Genomic DNA, 15,031 nt, shown 5'->3' with positions numbered 1-15,031 from the left:
ATTGAAAAGCCGACCGACCGGTACAGCGTCGGCGTATTTCATTTCTTCCACGATGCACACCTCCAGACTCCTCCCTGTCTCCACCCTGGCCGCCCTCGCTGCGGCCCTGCTCACCGCCTGCGGCGGCGGCTCCGGCGGCTCGTTCGGCTTCGCGCCATTGCCGATCACCAACGCGCCGCCCCCGCCACAGCCTCCCGCCGGCCCGCCCGCCACCGACGCACCGCCGGTCGTGCGCTTCGATCCCGCCCTGTGCACGCAGCAGGCCGGCGCGCCGCACGGCCAGACGGCCGGCATCACCGGCACCAACCTGATGGTGACCTCCGCGCACTACGAGGCCTCCAAGGCCGGCTGCAAGATCCTGGCGACCGGCGGCAGCGCCATCGACGCGGCGATTGCCGTGCAGGCCGTGCTGGGCACGGCCGAGCCCTTCGCCTCGGGGCTGGGCGGCGGCACGCTCATCACGTACTACGACGCGGCCAGCAAGAAGGTGCGCACCTTCGACGGCCTTTCCGCCGCGCCCTCGAGCACCGGCGGCGCGGCCGACGTGTACAAGGCCGTCGCGCAGGACGTGTCCACCACGCCGCCGTACAACCTTTGCAAGTCGGGCCTCACGGTCGGCGCGAGCATCTCCTCGCAGCAGGGCAACACCAACATCTCCGCACGCGCCGTGGGCATTCCGGGCACGGTGGCGGTGCTCGACCTGGTGCACCGCAGCTACGGCAAGAAGGCCTGGAACACGCTGTGGGACGACGCCATCGGCCTGGCCGAGAACGGCTTTCCGATGACGAAGTACATGTACGCGACGCTCTACGCCGACAGCGCCGAGTTCGACGACGACGGCAACCCCGTCTCCGCGGGCACCGGCGTGGCCGCCTGGGTGAACTCGGCCAACACGGTGCGGGGCGCGCCGCGCTGCAAGTACCCGGACATCGCCAAGCGCTACTGCGACCCGGCCGATGTCTCGAAACAGAAGCCGTTGCCCATCGGCACGCTCATCACCAACCCCGAGCTCGCGCAAACCATGAAGCTCGTGCGCGACGGCGGCGCCACCGCCTTCTACGACCCGGCGCAGGACACGGTGAAAGCCATCGTGCAGCGCACCACGCTGGACAGCTTGCCGTGCAAGTCGATCCTTCCGAACTCGGGGCCGGCGGGCAGCCCGAGCACCGCGACGACCATCGCGTCGATCCCCAGCCTCATGGCGCCCGCCGACTTCCCGGCCTACAAGGCGGTGGAGCGCAAGCCGATGGTCGGCACGCGCTTCGGCACGACCATCTACACGCAGCCCGCGCCCTCGTTCGGCGGCTTCGTCACGCTGTATTCGCTGGGCATCCTGGAGCGCAAGCAGGTGCAGGACGAGAAGGCGCTGGACACGCCGCGCTTCGTCTACCTCGCGGCCGAGGCGAGCCGGCTCGCGAACGTCGACCGGCGCGCGGTCATCGGCGACCCGGCCTATTCGAACAGCAACGCGCGCGCTTCGGTGCTGCTGAGCGACATCGAACTCGACAAGCGCGCCGCGCAGATCGGCGAGACCGCCTTCGCCACCGCGCCCGCGGGCAACATCGGCAGCTTCGTGGCGACGGACCCGGCCGGCTACGACACGATGGCCGCGCTGGCCAAGCCCCGCAAGACGATGCTCGCCAAGGCAGCGACCGGCAGCGCGCACGACGAGGACTGGAACACCACGAGCAACGTCGCGATCGTCGACGGCTACGGCAATGCGCTGTCGATGACCACCACCATCAACACCCACTGGGGCGCGCACATCGAGGCGGCCGGCATCATGCTGAACAACGTGATGTCGAACTTCTCGGCCGGCACGCCGCTCAGCGGCTCGGACGTGAACGGCTATGCGGGCACCAAGCGGCCGCGCACCTCGATCGCGCCGGCCATCGCCTTCGACGGCAACGGCAAGCTGCGGCTGGTGTGGGGTTCGGCGGGGGGCGGGCCGATTCCCGACTACATCGTGAAGACCTTCATGGGCAACGTGGTGTACGGGCTGGACCTGCAGGCGGCCGTCAACGCGCCCAACTTCACGGGCCAGAACGGCAATGCGGAACTGGAGGCCGGCTCGGCGTTGGCACCGCTCGCGGGCGACATGCGCGCGCGCTTCGGCTACACGACGGACAACCTGCTGGTGACGGGGCTCCTGAGCGGGATCAGCGGCATCGCCGTGACACAGAACCCGAACGGCAGCGCCACCTACAGCGGCGCTGCGGACAACCGCCGCTCGGGCGCCGCGAACGGCTATTGACCGAGAGGGCCGGGCTGCCGCTCAGCAGCCCAGCAGGTCGGCCAGTTCATTGATGTCGCGCGCATGCAGGCTGTTGTCGGCCTGCGGCGAGACATCCTTCGGCTGCGCGCGGCCGAACTCGTGGGGCCGCTCGATGTAGGCGGTCTTCAGGCCGCACACGCGCGCCGCCGCCAGGTCGTCATGGTGCGCGGCCGCGAGCATCACCTGCCCCGGCGTCGCATCGAACACGCCGGCCACGCCGAGGTACGTGCGCGGGTCGGGTTTGTAGGCCTTGAACACCTCGGCCGACAGCACGCAGTCCCAGGGCAGGCCGGCGCGCTTGGCCATCTCGGTCAGGAGGCCGATGTTGCCGTTGGAGAGCGTGCAGATGGTGAACCTCTTCTTGAGCCGCGTGAGCCCCGTCACCGAATCGGGCCACGCCGGCAGGCGATGCCACGCACGGCTCAGGTCGCGCTTGGCGGCCGAGTCGAGGCGGTCGGCCATGTCGAAGTCGCGCAGCACCTGCTCGAGCATGCTCAGGTGCAGTTCGTCGAGCAGCGTGAAGCCGCCCTCGCCGGCCGCGATGCGCTCCATCACCGCCTTCATCGCGGGCTGGTAGCCGGCGCGCCAGGCGAGCGCGAAGGTCGCGCCTTCCACGCCCGGCAGCACGCGCTCGACTTCGGCGGCGATGCCGCTGTGCCAGTCGACCACCGTGCCGAACACGTCGAACGCGATGACCTTCAAGTCGCTCGCGTCGAATTCAGCGCGCATGTCAGCGCGACAGCTGGCTCGCGGCGCGTGCCAGCTGTTCGATGCGCGTCCAGTCGCCGTCGCGGATCGCATCCGTCGGCACGATCCACGAGCCGCCCACGCAGGCCACGTTCGAGAGCGCGAGGAACTCGGCCGCGTTGCCCGCATGGATGCCGCCCGTGGGGCAGAAGGTGACGTCGCCGAACGGGCCCTGCCAGGCCTTGAGCATCGGCAGGCCGCCCGCCTGCAGCGCAGGGAAGAACTTCAGCGCGGTGTAGCCGTCTTCCTGCGCCGTCATGATTTCGCTGCCGGTCGCCACGCCGGGCAGCAGCGGCAGGCCCAGGTCGTGGCAGGCCTTGCCGACCGAGCGCGTGTAGCCCGGGCTCACGCCGAACTTCGCGCCCGCCAGTGCCGAGGCCTGCGCATCGGCCGCGCTGCGGATGGTGCCGGCGCCGGCCACGGCCTCGGGCACTTCCCTGGCGATGGCCTCGATGCACTGCAGCGCCTGCGGCGTGCGCAGCGTGACCTCCAGCATGCGGATGCCGCCGGCCACCAGCGCGCGCGCCAGCGGAATGGCGTCCTTCACGTCGTTGAGCACGATGACCGGGATGACCGGTGCGTCGCGCATCACTTCGAGCGCGGTGAGTTTGTCGTTCATAGCCATGAGCAGGCTCCTTCTTCAGCAGTCAATGCATTGCGGCGCATGCCAGCGAACAGTTCGCGGCCGAGGCCGTGTCCGTCGGCGATGCGCTGCGCGTCGGGCAGCGTCGCGGTCTCGCGCGCGGCCCATTCGTCTTCGGGCAGCAGGACAGCGAGGGTACCCGCTACGGCATCGAGGCGGATCACATCGCCGTCGCGCACCTTGGCCAGCGGTCCGCCCGCAGCGGCTTCGGGCGACACGTGGATGGCCGCGGGGATCTTGCCCGACGCGCCGCTCATGCGGCCGTCGGTGACCAGCGCCACGCGGAAGCCCTTGCCCTGCAGCACCGACAGCGGCGGCGTGAGCTTGTGCAGCTCGGGCATGCCGTTGGCCTGCGGGCCCTGCCAGCGCACCACGCAGACCACGTCGCGCTCCAGCTCGCCGGCGGTGAAGGCTTTCTGCAGCGCGGCCTGCGAGTCGAACACGCGCGCGGGCGCCTCGATGACGTGGCGATCGTCGGGCACCGACGACACCTTGATCACGCTGCGGCCGAGATTGCCGCTGAGCAGCTTCAGGCCGCCGGTGGCGCTGAACGGCTCGGCGACCGTGCGTGCGACCGCGTCGTTCTTCGAGGGCGCGGCGGCGTGCCATGACAGGCGTTGCTCGCCGCCTTCGACCAGCTCGGGGATGCTGGCGAATTCGCGGATGCCGCCGGCGCGCACGGTGAGCACGTCGCCGTGCATCAGGCCCGCATCGACCAGCTCGCCGATCACGAAGCCCGGGCCGCCCGCGGCCTGGAACTCGTTCACGTCGGCGCTGCCGTTGGGGTACACGCGGGTCAGCAGGGGAATGATGTCGGAGAGCCTGGAGAAATCGTCCCAGTCGATCACGATGCCCGCGGCGCGGGCCACCGCGACCCAGTGGATCAGGTGGTTGGTGGAACCGCCCGTGGCCAGCAGCGCGGCCATGGCGTTGACGATGCAGCGCTCGTCGACCATCTGGCCGATGGGCGGGCAACTGAATGCGGCTTCGTTCGCCTTGCCCAGCACCGTGCGCACCGCCTCGCGCGTGAGCGTTTCGCGCATCGCATCGCCGGGCTGGATGAAAGCCGTGCCGGGCACGTGCAGGCCCATGGCCTCGAGCAGCATCTGGTTGCTGTTGGCGGTGCCGTAGAAGGTGCAGGTGCCCACCGTGTGATAGGCGGCCATCTCCGCGTCGAGCAGGCCCTGCCGGCCCACGAGGCCCTGCGCCGCTTGCTCCCGCACCTTCGACTTGGCGTTGTTCGAGAGGCCCGAGGGCATCGGCCCCGCAGGCACGAACACGGTCGGCAGGTGGCCAAAGTGCAGCGCGCCGATCAGGAGGCCCGGCACGATCTTGTCGCACACGCCGAGAAGCAGCGCGCCGTCGAACATGTCGTGCGTGAGTGCGATGGCGGTGCTCATCGCGATGACATCGCGGCTGAACAGGCTCAGCTCCATGCCGGGCGTGCCCTGCGTGACGCCATCGCACATCGCAGGCACGCCGCCTGCCACCTGCGCCGTGGCACCCAGGCGCCGCGCCTCCTGCTTGATGATGTCCGGGTAGCCCTGGTACGGCGCGTGGGCCGAGAGCATGTCGTTGTAGGCGGTGACGATGCCGATGTTGGGCGCGCGCTCTGTCACCACCCTGAACTTGTCGTTGGCCGGGATGCCGGCCACGGCATGCGCCACGTTGGCGCAGCCCATGCGGTCGGAGCCGCGGTCGCGGTCGCGGATGTCGGCCAGCCTTGCCAGGTAGGCGCTGCGCGTGCCATGGCTGCGCTCGCGGATGCGATCGGTGACGTCGCGGACGGTGGGGTGTGTGCTGCTCATGGGGGTAGATGGCTCTTGCTGCGTGTCGCCGGAGCGACTGGGGGCCTGGAGGCCCATCGTACCAAGCCAGACGCGGGAGGCCGATGAAATCCGGGCGCCAAACGATACGAATTTACTCAGGCATGGCCCACCGTGCGGCGGGCATGAAAAAGCCCGGCGTCACCGGGCTTTTTTTGCGGAGCGGAAGGGGCTCAGTCCACCAGCCTGGCCTCGACGCGGCGCGCCTCGGCGTTGTTGCCCGAACCCGCGGTCACCTCGGGCTTCTGAAGGTCGATCTTGCCGGCCGGCACGCCCAGGCCCACGAGCACGTCGCGCACCATCTCGGCGCGCTTCTTGGCGAGCGATTCGTTGAGGGCGGCATCGCCCGTGGTGTCGTGAAAGCCCGAGACCACCACCTTGCGGCCGCTCTCCACGCCCTTGATGACGGCGGCCAGCGCCTCGGCCGCACCCGGTGCGAGATCGGCGCTGCCGGTCGCGAAGTAGAAGTTCACCACGCCGTTGACCACGCGGATGCTCGCGCCGTCGGGGATCGTGACCGTCACCGTCTCGGTCACTTCGGCCAGCTTGGGTGCCTCGCCGGGCGGGGGCGAGGAGATCACCACGGCCGGTGGCTTGCCCTGCGCCGCGGCGGCGCCGGAAGCGCTGTGGCCCTTGTGCCAGATCACGATGCCCACCACGAAGAAGATCACCAGCGCGATCAGCGCCATGAGGAAGCCGAGGATGAAATTCTGCTGGCCGTCGTCGTCGCTCATGGGTGGGCGTGCTCCGTAATTGAGGGGGCGGTAAATAATGGTGCGGTGAACCATGACACCGAAATTGTAGGCGGCGCCCCTGACAGCCCCGTGTCGGACCCCGCGCCGAGTCTTTCGCCGAACCCCGGACCACCCGGCCTGGACCCCATGCCCAAGCCCCTGCGCGACCCGCAGCCCATGCTCGAGCGCGCGATCGCCGACTGGGGCGGGAACGACGACCTCTGGCTGTTCGGCTACGGCTCGCTGATCTGGCGGCCGGAGTTCGGCTTCATCGAGCGGCGCCCGGCCTGGGTGCACGGCTGGCACCGGGCACTGAAGATGTGGAGCCGCGTGAACCGCGGCAGCGTGCAGACGCCGGGCCTCGTGTTCGGCCTGCTCTCGGGCGGCAGTTGCCGCGGCATGGTGTTCCGGGTGCCCAGGGCCGAGGGGCTGGAGACGCTGCGCCGCCTCTGGCTGCGCGAGATGCCCACCGGCGTGTACGACCCCAAGTGGCTGCGCTGCGGCACGGCCGAAGGCCCGGTCGACGCGCTGGCCTTCACGCTCTCGCGGCGCAGCCCCAATTTCACGGGCGATCTCAGCGACGAGCGCTACCGCCACATCTTCGCCCACGCGATCGGCCGCTACGGCAGCTCGCTCGACTATGCGCAGCAGACCCTGCTCGAGCTGCGGCGGCATTCGATCCACGATGCGGCGCTGGCCCGGCTGGTGGCGCTGGCCGAGGCCGAGCAGGCATCCGCGGCGGCCGCCGATTGCGATGCGCCCCCGGCTCCGGTATATGTTCCGGGGTCTTCCGACAAATCGTCCCCAACTTCTTCCCAACCTTCATCCGGGCCTTCATCCGGACCGTCCAAGGAAAAACCATGAACCATCGTCGTCTCTTCGCCACCGGCACCGCCCTCCTGGCCACCGCCGTGCTCGCCGCCTGCGGCAGCATGGGCGGCAAGCCGAGCACGTCCGTCGAGCTGGTGCCGACCGCCGCGATCACGCCCAACCCGACCCGCGGCACGGTCAAGCTCACCGCACTGGACCACGGCGTGCGCGTCTCGGGCGAAGTGCGCGGCTTGGTGCCGGGCAGCGAGCACGGCTTCCACATCCATGAAAAGGGCGACTGCGGCGACAACGGCAACGCCTCGGGCGGCCACTTCAACCCGAGCGGCGGCACGCACGGCAAGTTCGCCGCGCCCGGCAGCCATGCGGGCGAGTTGCCCAGCCTGGTGGCCGACGCCGGCGGCGTGGCGCGCTTCAGCGTGGACGACCACTCGATCTCGCTGACAGACGGCGCCACCAACAACGTGGTGGGCCGCGCACTGGTGGTTCACCGCGACCGCGACGACTTCACGACGCAGCCGGCCGGCAACTCGGGCCCGCGCATCGCCTGCGCGGTGATTCCCAAGGGCTGACCGGCTAGCGCGCTTCGCGCTCCAGCCACAACGCCTCGGCGCGCGCCAGGGCCTCGGGCGTGTCGATGTCGGTCACGATGCCGGCGTCGTCCACCACGAGGTCCGCGACCGAATCGATGGCGCGCATCGACCGCAGGACGGGCGCTGCGCCCAGGTTCCCCTCCAGCGCCGCGAGTTGCGCGCGGCAGCCGGCGGCAAAGGCGACCGGATGGCCTCGCTCCCCCCTGAACTGCGGCTGCACGGCATTGACCCGGCCGTTGAGCGCGCCGGCCACCGCCTGCAACGTCTCGGGCCGCACCAGCGGCAGGTCGCCCGGCAGGATCAACCAGCCGATGGCATCGGGCGTGGCGCGCACGGCGGCGGCGATCGAGTCGCCCATGCCCGGGTGACCCGCGTCCTCCAGGCGCCACGGCAGGCCGCTCGCGCGCACGGCATCGAGCGTGCGTTCGAGCACCGGCTTGCCCGCGAGCAGCGCCCACAGCTTGGAGCCCGAGCCGCCGGCCGCGATGAAGCGCTCGCCCCGGCCCGAGGCCAGCACGATCACCGTGGGGGAGTTCACCTTTGTCGCCTTCATCGTCATGGTCCGAGTATGTGCGCAACAATCCCGGCATGACTTCCCCTCTCTCCAACGAAGCGCTGGCCGCGCTGCGCAAGAGCTACGAGCGCGCCGAGCTCGGCGAAGCCCACAGCGCGGGCGATCCATTGAAGCAGTTCGAGCGCTGGCTCACCGAGGCCATCGACGCGCGGGTGCCCGAGCCCAATGCGATGACGCTGTGCACCGTGGGCAGCGACCTGCGGCCCTCCAGCCGCATCGTGCTGATCAAGGGCTGCGACGCGCGCGGCCTCGTCTGGTACACCAACTACGAAAGCCGCAAGGGCCGCGAGCTCTCGGGCAATCCGTATGCGTCGCTGCAGTTCCACTGGGTCGAGCTCGAGCGCGTGGTGCGCATCGAGGGCCGTGTCGAGAAGGCCGGTGCCGACGAGAGCGACGCCTACTTCGCGAGCCGCCCGCTCGACTCGCGCATCGGCGCCTGGGCCAGCCCGCAGAGCGAGGTGATCAACGGGCGCGACGTGCTGGTGAAGAACGCGGCCGTGGCCGCGGCCAGGCACCTGCTCTCGCCGCCGCGTCCGCCGCACTGGGGCGGCTACCGCCTGGTGCCGGACCGCTGGGAGTTCTGGCAGGGCCGCAAGAGCCGGCTGCACGACCGGCTGCGCTACCGGCTCGAAGGCGCGGACTGGGTGCGCGAGCGGCTCGCGCCCTGAATCCGTTCGTGGACCACCGCGGAACCGGCTCCGCCGGGCCGCAGGTGTTGCCCCCGGCGAGGGGGAAGGAGAAGCGGCACGAAGCGCGCGAAGCCTGGGAGAGTTTCAAGTGTCGCAGCCGACGACTTTGAATTCGACGCGACGATCGAGCGCGTCGCTCGCATCGTCCGCGCCCGTGCCGACGATGTTCTCGCGAAAGCCCATGCCCGATTCGCGCAGCTTCTTCGCAAGCGGCGGCGCCTCGGTCACCAGCCGCGACTTGACGCTCACCGCGCGCTGCAGCGACAGCCGCTCGTTGACCGACTCCGAGCCCGTGCGGCTCGTGTGCCCGGTCACCACCACGCACGAGTCGATCTGCGCCGCCTGGCGCGCGATCTGCCGCAGCCACATCGGGTAGGCGGCGCTGATCTTCGGATCGGAGAGGAAGTCGGTCGAGCCCGGCTTGAACAGGAACTTGACGCTCAGGTTGTTGGTTTCCAGGCCCAGGCGCGCGATGGTGCCGAAGGTCTTTTCCGCGTCGGCCGTGCGGCCCAGCTGCGATTGCGTGAGGTACATGCCGCTGTAGATGCGCAGCTGCTGCCCGTCGGGCCGCCTGGCCGCCGCCTCGTAGCGGCCGAGCGCCTCGCTCATGCGGCCGGCTTCGTAGGCCGCGGTGGCTTCCTGCAGCACGGTCGAAGTCGGCAAGCGCTCCAGGTACAGCGCATCGGCCGCCTGCCCCGGCTGGGTCTCGGCGGTGCGGATGTAGCCCTCCACCCCGCGGTCCTTGCCGTTCACCGGGCTGTCGCGAAAGAACGCGGTGGGCCGCGTGTCCAGCGTCGCATCGCTGATGCGCGCGACCGACTGCGCGATCACCACGCCGCTCTTGATCTCGGTGAGCGCCAGGTTCAGGCGGTAGCGCCCGCCGGCGGTGGCGTCCTTGTCGCGCATCAGCGTGCCGTTGAGCACGTACTGCGCGGTGCCCATCTCGGCGGTGTTGAACGGCGTCACGGTGAACTGCTTGAACTGCGCCTGCATGCGCTGCACGATGCGCTGCTCGGCCACGCGCGTCACCTCGGTCTGCTGGCCGCTCGCGCCTTCGAGCAGCGGGTCGATCACGATGCGGCGCTGCGAGAGCGACTCCACCTTCGCAAGAAATGCCGGCAGCTTCTGCGTCTGCACGATCAGGTCGTCCACCGCCTGGTTGACGGCCTGGTCGAAGGGCATGGCATTGCCGGGCGCGGGGCGGTTGGCGCAGGCGGCGGCGAGCGCGGCGGCGCACAAGGTCAGCACGCGCAGCGCGGTGCGCACTTGTCGAGTGGTGGTGTTCATCATCAGCACTGGCTCCTCAATGTCTTCATGTCTTCGTCCGACAACGGCTCGCCGACGGCGGCGCGCATGTTGATGTCGGTGCAGCGCCTGGAGGGCGCGGGCCTTTTCGCAACGGGCTCTCTCTGCGCTTCGTACGGATGCGGCGCAGGCGCGGCCGATGCCGTGGCCTGCGGCCTGGGCCTTGCGTTCGGCCTGGCTGCGGTGGCGGGCTTCGCTTCGGCCTCCGCCGGCTTTTCAGGCGCCTCGCGCGGCACGTTGACCGAGAGGCACGGCGTGCGGCACGGCTTGCCGTCGGCCGCCGCCTGCGCGGGTGGGCCGAAGAGCGCGATCACCGTCGCGACCACCGCCATAGCAACAAGAGGCGAAGAGCACGCCGGGTAAATCATCAGCCGGCAAATGTAGGGCGGCAGGCGCCGTGCGCCATCCCACCAAACGGCCACCCCTGCCAAACGGCATAGGGGCTCGCGGACGGCCGATAAAGCGAAAGACCGCCGATCGGCTGCGAAGGGAAGACCGAAGGACTCAGGGGAGCCGCTGCACCCACACCATCACGAGCGTGAGGGTGCTCAGCGCCAGCACCGTGGACACGGCCACGCTGGCCGTGACGAGGTCTTCGGCCGTGCGATAGCGCTGCGAGAACAGGAACACGTTGGCGCCGATGGGCAGCGCCGCCGCCACCACCATCACGGTGAGCGGAATGCCGCGCACGCCGAGCAGCCAGCCGATGCCCGCCACCAGCAGCGGATGCAGCAGGTTCTTCACCAGCGCCTGCACCAGCGCGCCGCGCCAGTGCCGCCCGATGGGCGTGAGCGCGAGCGTGATGCCCACCATCACAAGCGCCACCGGGCCGAAGGCCTGGCCGAGCAGCTGGATGGGCTTGTCGATCACCTCGGGCATCACAAGGCCGGTCTGCGCGAACAAGAGGCCCGCGATGATCGGCAGCGGCACGGGGTGGATGATGGCGTTGCGCAGGGCGCGCAGCACGGTGCGCGCCATCGAGCGTTTCTCTTCGCCGCTGACCACCGCGTGCTCCCGCGCGACCGCCAGTTCGAGCACGAGCGTGGCACTGGTCATGAGCACCAGCGAGTGCAGCGAGATGAGCGTCAGCAGCACCAACATGCCCGCCTCGCCATAGGCCAGGCCGACGAGCGCGATGCCGATCATCACGGTGTTGCTGTAGGTGTTGGCCAGCGCGATCACCGCGGCCGTGCGGTTGAACCCGCGCAACGCAAGCGTGCCCGCGAACAGCAGGCCCGAGGCAATGAAGTACGCCGCCACCGGCTTGAGGCTGAGCTCCTGCACGTGCACCGTGCTCATGGCGCGGAACAGCAGCGCGGGCGCAAGCAAGAGGAAGATGAGGTTCGACAGGTCCTTCACCGCATTGCCGCCGATCCATCGGCGCCTGCCGGCGAGATAACCCGCGGCGATGAGGATGACGACGGGGAGCAGCGAGGAGATGACAAAGGAATTCACCGCATCGAGGATAGCCGTTCAGGGTGCGTGCACAGGCCACCGGGTACTCCCCTCCGCGAATGTCCCCCGGGCTTCGCCCTCCTCCTTTATTTCGCTGCGGGGAGCACCCGATGCCCTGCGCACGGGGCACGGGGCACGCTGCCGAGGTGCGGCCGGTCAACGACCGCACCGGTGGATCAGAACGTCACGCGCAACCCGACCTTCAGCGAACGCCCCGGCAACGGCGCGTTCGGATACACCGTCGTCGTGAGGATCGACGTCGGGCTGTAGGCCAGCTTGTTGGTGATGTTGTCGATGCGCGCATACCAGGTGAGGTTCGCGCGCTGCACCTTCATGCGGTAGGAGATCGCGGCGTTCCACAGCGTGTAGGCATCGGTCTCGCGCGCGCCGACGCTCGGCACGTGGCGTTGCGCCGCGTTGTAGTCGAAGCCCAGGCGCGCGCTCCACGGACCGTTGCCGTACACCAGCGTCGCGCCCGTGCGGAACGGCGCGATGCGGGGCAGCGGCTCGCCGGTGTCCAGGTTCTTCGCGCGCACCACGTCGCCGCGCCATTCGAGATCGAGCGTCGACGCGGCGGTCATCGGCGCGAAGCCGTCGGTGCCCAGCAGGCGCAGGTTGCCGCTCGCCTCCAGGCCGGTGAAGCGCGCGCGCACGCCGCTGTAGACGTACTCGGCCAGCGTGTCGGTCGCGGCCGGGTCGGTCACCACCTGGCCTTCTTCGTCGAGCGTGCGGCCCGATGCGGTGAGGCCGATGTAGTTGCTGAAGCGCGTGACGTAGGCGTTCACGCGGGCCGTGTTGGGGCCCGACTTCCATTGCGCGCCGAGGTCCAGGCCGGTCGACTTTTCCTTCTGCAGGTTCGGGTCGCCGAGTTCCCACGCGGCCGTGGCCACGTGCGGGCCGTTGGCGAGCAGCTCGTAGTCCTTCGGTGCGCGCTCGGTGTAGGCGAGGTTGGAGGTCAGCTGCCACTGTGGCGTGAGGTTGAAGAGCGCGCCGAACGCCGCGCTGTGCGGATTGAAGGTGCGCTCGCCGACGGCGAAGCGGGTGACCGACGGATCGTCCGGATAGCCCAGCGACCGGATGCGGACCTTCTCGGTGCGCGCGCCGAAGCTCAGCTTGCCCCACGAGGCGCCGTACTCTTCATAGAGGAAGAGCGCGTTCGAGCGCGTGCGGCTGTGCGGCGCGAAGGCTTCTTCACCGTCGGCGGCGAAGCGGTTGGTCTCGCTGCTGAAGCCCACCAGGCCTTCGAAGTTGCCGATCTTCTGGTGACGCGCCTCGATGCGCAGGTCGTTGCTCATGTTGGAGAACGTGGTGCCCGCCTCGGGGCCCTCGAACTCGGTGTGGCGGTAGTCGGTGTGGCTCAGCTTCGCGTGGATGCTGCTGATGATGCCGCCCGGGCGCCATTCGCCTTCGAGCGCGTAGCGGTCGGACTTCATGCGGATGGTCACGTCGTCCTCGGCCACGGTGCCGTAGTTGCTGCGGTAGGTGCTGGCCGAAGCGCCGATCCAGCCCTGGTCGAAGAACAGCGTGCCGCCGACCGCGCCGCCATTCGCCTCGTTGGCCGAGTTGCAGATCTTGCGGGCGCGCCACGGCGAGCCGGGCTTCTCGCAGTTCAGGTCGATCGGCACCGAGACGTCCTTGGAGTCGCGGTTGAAGGCATCCACGTGCAGCGCGAAGCGGTCGTTGCCGCCTTCGAGCACCACGCCGCCGTTCTTTTCCTTGTTGCCGGTGGAAAAGCCCAGGTCGGCGCGGCCGCCGAAGCCGTTGATGGGCTCGGTCGGGATGCGGTTGTCGATCACGTTGACCACGCCGCCCACGGCGCTGCCGCCGTACTGCAGCGCCGAGGGGCCGCGCAGCACCTCGATGCGGTCGGTGACCAGTGCGTCGACCGGCACCGCGTGGTCGTAGCTCAGCGCGGAGGCGTCGGGCGCGCCGCCGCCGTTCTGCAGGATGCGGATGCGGTCGCCGTCCTGCCCGCGGATGATCGGGCGGCTCGCGTTGGGGCCGAAGTAGCTGCTGCTCACGCCAGGCAGGTTGTTGAGCGTTTCGCCGAGGGTCGAGTCGGAACGCAACAGGAGCTTTTCGCCCGAGAGCGTGACGGTCGGCGCGATCAGGTCGTTGGTGCCGAGCGGGTTGCCGGTGACGGTGATGGCGGCCAGGCCGGGGCTATCTGCGGACGGCGCCTGGGCGGCTTCCTGGGTCTGGGCATGGGACGCGCCGGCGAAAGCGAGCGAAAGAACGGCGACGCCGATGGCGTTGCGACGGAAATTGGGAATCATGGTGAACACTCGTTGAATCAATGGACGGCACGCCGTCACCCGCACAAGGCGGGCGCAGCGACCGGAACACGGGGGGATTCAGCGAGTGGAAGGCGGGCCGCGCGCGTCGAACAGCGCAACCCATCGGGCGATGGCTTCGCCCTGCAGATAGGCAAACGTGGCCGAGGGCAGCAGCACCGGCAGCACCACGAGCGGCACGCCGGGGACGCTCGATCCGTGCGAGAGCTGGTCGTACAGCCGGCATTCGGCGTCGGTGTGGTCGCCGAAGAGGCTGACCACGCCATGGCCCGCGTGGACGTGGGCGCCCTTGTCGGCCTGGACCGTCTTTTCAGCCTGGACCGTGGCCGCCGCAGCCGGCAGGCCCGGCACGTGCAGCGAACGGTGCATCACGCCCAGCGTGCCCGCGAACCACAGCGCGATCGCCAGCACGACGAGGATCGCGCGGGTCGAGAAATGCGGGGTTGGGCGGGCGGAGATCTGCACGGAAACGGAGGAAATCAGGCTTGGATCAGGACTTGACGCGCGAGGCGAAGGTCTTCTGGAACTTCTCGACCTTGGGGCCGACGACGAACGCGCAGTAGCCCTGGTTCGGGTTGTTCAGGAAATAGTCCTGGTGGTAGGCCTCGGCGGTCGAGTAGTTGGCGAGCGGCGCCACCTCGGTCACGACGGGTGCGCTGTAGGTCTTGCTGGACTCGATCTCGCGGATCACGTCTTCGGCCACCTGCTTTTGCGTGTCGCTCGTGTAGTAGATGCCGCTGCGGTATTGCGTGCCGACGTCGTTGCCCTGGCGGTTGAGCGTTGTCGGATCATGCACGACGAAGAAGATCTCCAGGATCTCGCGAAGGCTGATCTGCGCGGGGTCGAATTCGAGCTTCACGACCTCGGCGTGGCCGGTGCGGCCGGTGCAGACCTGCTCGTAGGTCGGGTTGACGACCTGGCCGTTGCAATAACCCGACTCCACATCGAGCACGCCCTGCACCCGGTCGAAAACCGCCTCGGTGCACCAGAAGCAGCCCCCGCCAATCACGATGGTTTCGGTGGGCGACGGTGAGGAAGACATGGGCACTGCTCCGGCAGGTTGGGAAT

At 69.4% G+C, this 15,031-nt stretch carries 15 protein-coding genes; 5 read left to right on the top strand and 10 right to left on the bottom strand.

Annotation, left to right across the window (positions count from 1 at the left end; translation table 11 throughout):
- Positions 1-52 precede the first annotated feature (52 nt).
- The gene (locus BM133_RS00720; protein WP_093430946.1) at positions 53-2,254 is read left to right on the top strand and encodes a gamma-glutamyltransferase family protein; all 2,202 of its coding nucleotides are present in this window, start codon (positions 53-55) and stop codon (positions 2,252-2,254) included.
- A 21-nt stretch (positions 2,255-2,275) separates the two neighbouring features.
- On the opposite strand, the gene BM133_RS00715 is transcribed toward BM133_RS00720, so the two are convergent.
- From BM133_RS00715 to BM133_RS00700, 4 genes are all read right to left on the bottom strand, one after another.
- Entirely contained in the window at positions 2,276-3,004 is a 729-nt protein-coding gene (locus tag BM133_RS00715) for a haloacid dehalogenase type II (RefSeq protein WP_093430944.1), read from the bottom strand.
- Between the two features lies 1 nt (position 3,005).
- A complete protein-coding gene (gene eda, locus BM133_RS00710; RefSeq protein WP_177224809.1) occupies positions 3,006-3,641 on the bottom strand; it encodes a bifunctional 4-hydroxy-2-oxoglutarate aldolase/2-dehydro-3-deoxy-phosphogluconate aldolase in 636 nt (211 codons plus the stop codon).
- A complete protein-coding gene (gene edd, locus BM133_RS00705) occupies positions 3,638-5,473 on the bottom strand; it encodes a phosphogluconate dehydratase (protein WP_093430941.1) in 1,836 nt (611 codons plus the stop codon). Before edd ends, eda begins: the two co-directional genes overlap by 4 nt.
- Before the next feature lie 191 nt (positions 5,474-5,664).
- Positions 5,665-6,225 carry an OmpA family protein gene (locus tag BM133_RS00700; protein WP_093430940.1) on the bottom strand — a complete coding sequence of 187 codons (561 nt, stop codon included), beginning with the start codon at positions 6,223-6,225 and terminating at the stop codon, positions 5,665-5,667.
- 147 nt (positions 6,226-6,372) lie between these two features.
- Here BM133_RS00700 and BM133_RS00695 point away from each other — a divergent pair, with 147 nt between their 5' ends.
- A complete protein-coding gene (locus BM133_RS00695) occupies positions 6,373-7,089 on the top strand; it encodes a gamma-glutamylcyclotransferase (RefSeq protein ID WP_093430938.1) in 717 nt (238 codons plus the stop codon).
- On the top strand, positions 7,086-7,625 hold the full coding sequence (locus tag BM133_RS00690; RefSeq protein WP_093430937.1) for a superoxide dismutase family protein: 540 nt from the start codon (positions 7,086-7,088) through the stop codon (positions 7,623-7,625). The genes BM133_RS00695 and BM133_RS00690 overlap by 4 nt, the downstream gene beginning before the upstream one ends.
- 4 nt (positions 7,626-7,629) lie before the next feature.
- On the opposite strand, the gene BM133_RS00685 is transcribed toward BM133_RS00690, so the two are convergent.
- Positions 7,630-8,205, bottom strand: coding sequence for a nucleotidyltransferase family protein (locus BM133_RS00685; RefSeq protein WP_093430935.1), 576 nt, complete (start codon positions 8,203-8,205; stop codon positions 7,630-7,632).
- 29 nt (positions 8,206-8,234) lie between these two features.
- On the opposite strand from BM133_RS00685, the gene pdxH reads away from it, so the two are divergent.
- Entirely contained in the window at positions 8,235-8,888 is a 654-nt protein-coding gene (pdxH, locus tag BM133_RS00680; protein ID WP_093434928.1) for a pyridoxamine 5'-phosphate oxidase, read from the top strand.
- A 105-nt stretch (positions 8,889-8,993) separates the two neighbouring features.
- Here pdxH and BM133_RS00675 read toward each other — a convergent pair whose 3' ends face one another.
- The gene (locus BM133_RS00675) at positions 8,994-10,196 is read right to left on the bottom strand and encodes an OmpA family protein (RefSeq protein ID WP_256219027.1); all 1,203 of its coding nucleotides are present in this window, start codon (positions 10,194-10,196) and stop codon (positions 8,994-8,996) included.
- 27 nt (positions 10,197-10,223) lie between these two features.
- Here BM133_RS00675 and BM133_RS00670 point away from each other — a divergent pair, with 27 nt between their 5' ends.
- A complete protein-coding gene (locus BM133_RS00670) occupies positions 10,224-10,577 on the top strand; it encodes a hypothetical protein (RefSeq protein WP_093430934.1) in 354 nt (117 codons plus the stop codon).
- A 141-nt stretch (positions 10,578-10,718) separates the two neighbouring features.
- On the opposite strand, the gene BM133_RS00665 is transcribed toward BM133_RS00670, so the two are convergent.
- The 4 genes from BM133_RS00665 to msrA form a co-directional block, all read right to left on the bottom strand.
- Positions 10,719-11,669 (bottom strand): AEC family transporter, encoded by a 951-nt coding sequence (locus BM133_RS00665; protein WP_093430932.1) that lies wholly within the window; start codon positions 11,667-11,669, stop codon positions 10,719-10,721.
- A 176-nt stretch (positions 11,670-11,845) separates the two neighbouring features.
- Positions 11,846-13,945, bottom strand: coding sequence for a TonB-dependent receptor (locus tag BM133_RS00660; protein WP_093434924.1), 2,100 nt, complete (start codon positions 13,943-13,945; stop codon positions 11,846-11,848).
- A gap of 78 nt (positions 13,946-14,023) precedes the next feature.
- Complete coding sequence (locus BM133_RS00655) at positions 14,024-14,428, bottom strand: hypothetical protein (RefSeq protein ID WP_093430930.1); 405 nt, start codon at positions 14,426-14,428, stop codon at positions 14,024-14,026.
- Positions 14,429-14,453: 25 nt separating this feature from the next.
- Positions 14,454-15,005, bottom strand: a complete 552-nt coding sequence (gene msrA / locus BM133_RS00650) for a peptide-methionine (S)-S-oxide reductase MsrA (protein ID WP_093430928.1) — start codon at positions 15,003-15,005, stop codon at positions 14,454-14,456.
- Between the last annotated feature and the right edge of the window lie 26 nt (positions 15,006-15,031).

The sequence above is a fragment of the Variovorax sp. 770b2 genome (genome assembly GCF_900115685.1).
Classification (GTDB): Bacteria; Pseudomonadota; Gammaproteobacteria; order Burkholderiales; family Burkholderiaceae_C; genus Variovorax.
Note: the sequence above shows the minus strand (reverse complement) of the source record. Positions and strands in the feature narration are given on the sequence as shown.

Excerpts from the sequence above, each read along its gene's own strand:
- BM133_RS00670 (WP_093430934.1), top strand. The coding sequence starts at position 10,224 with ATGTCTTCGTCCGACAACGGCTCGCCGACGGCGGCGCGCATGTTGATG.
- BM133_RS00715 (WP_093430944.1), bottom strand. The coding sequence starts at position 3,004 with ATGCGCGCTGAATTCGACGCGAGCGACTTGAAGGTCATCGCGTTCGAC.
- pdxH (WP_093434928.1), top strand. The coding sequence starts at position 8,235 with ATGACTTCCCCTCTCTCCAACGAAGCGCTGGCCGCGCTGCGCAAGAGC.
- BM133_RS00720 (WP_093430946.1), top strand. The coding sequence starts at position 53 with ATGCACACCTCCAGACTCCTCCCTGTCTCCACCCTGGCCGCCCTCGCT.
- BM133_RS00690 (WP_093430937.1), top strand. The coding sequence starts at position 7,086 with ATGAACCATCGTCGTCTCTTCGCCACCGGCACCGCCCTCCTGGCCACC.
- BM133_RS00695 (WP_093430938.1), top strand. The coding sequence starts at position 6,373 with ATGCCCAAGCCCCTGCGCGACCCGCAGCCCATGCTCGAGCGCGCGATC.
- BM133_RS00700 (WP_093430940.1), bottom strand. The coding sequence starts at position 6,225 with ATGAGCGACGACGACGGCCAGCAGAATTTCATCCTCGGCTTCCTCATG.
- BM133_RS00685 (WP_093430935.1), bottom strand. The coding sequence starts at position 8,205 with ATGACGATGAAGGCGACAAAGGTGAACTCCCCCACGGTGATCGTGCTG.
- msrA (WP_093430928.1), bottom strand. The coding sequence starts at position 15,005 with ATGTCTTCCTCACCGTCGCCCACCGAAACCATCGTGATTGGCGGGGGC.
- edd (WP_093430941.1), bottom strand. The coding sequence starts at position 5,473 with ATGAGCAGCACACACCCCACCGTCCGCGACGTCACCGATCGCATCCGC.
- BM133_RS00675 (WP_256219027.1), bottom strand. The coding sequence starts at position 10,196 with ATGAACACCACCACTCGACAAGTGCGCACCGCGCTGCGCGTGCTGACC.
- eda (WP_177224809.1), bottom strand. The coding sequence starts at position 3,641 with ATGAACGACAAACTCACCGCGCTCGAAGTGATGCGCGACGCACCGGTC.
- BM133_RS00660 (WP_093434924.1), bottom strand. The coding sequence starts at position 13,945 with ATGATTCCCAATTTCCGTCGCAACGCCATCGGCGTCGCCGTTCTTTCG.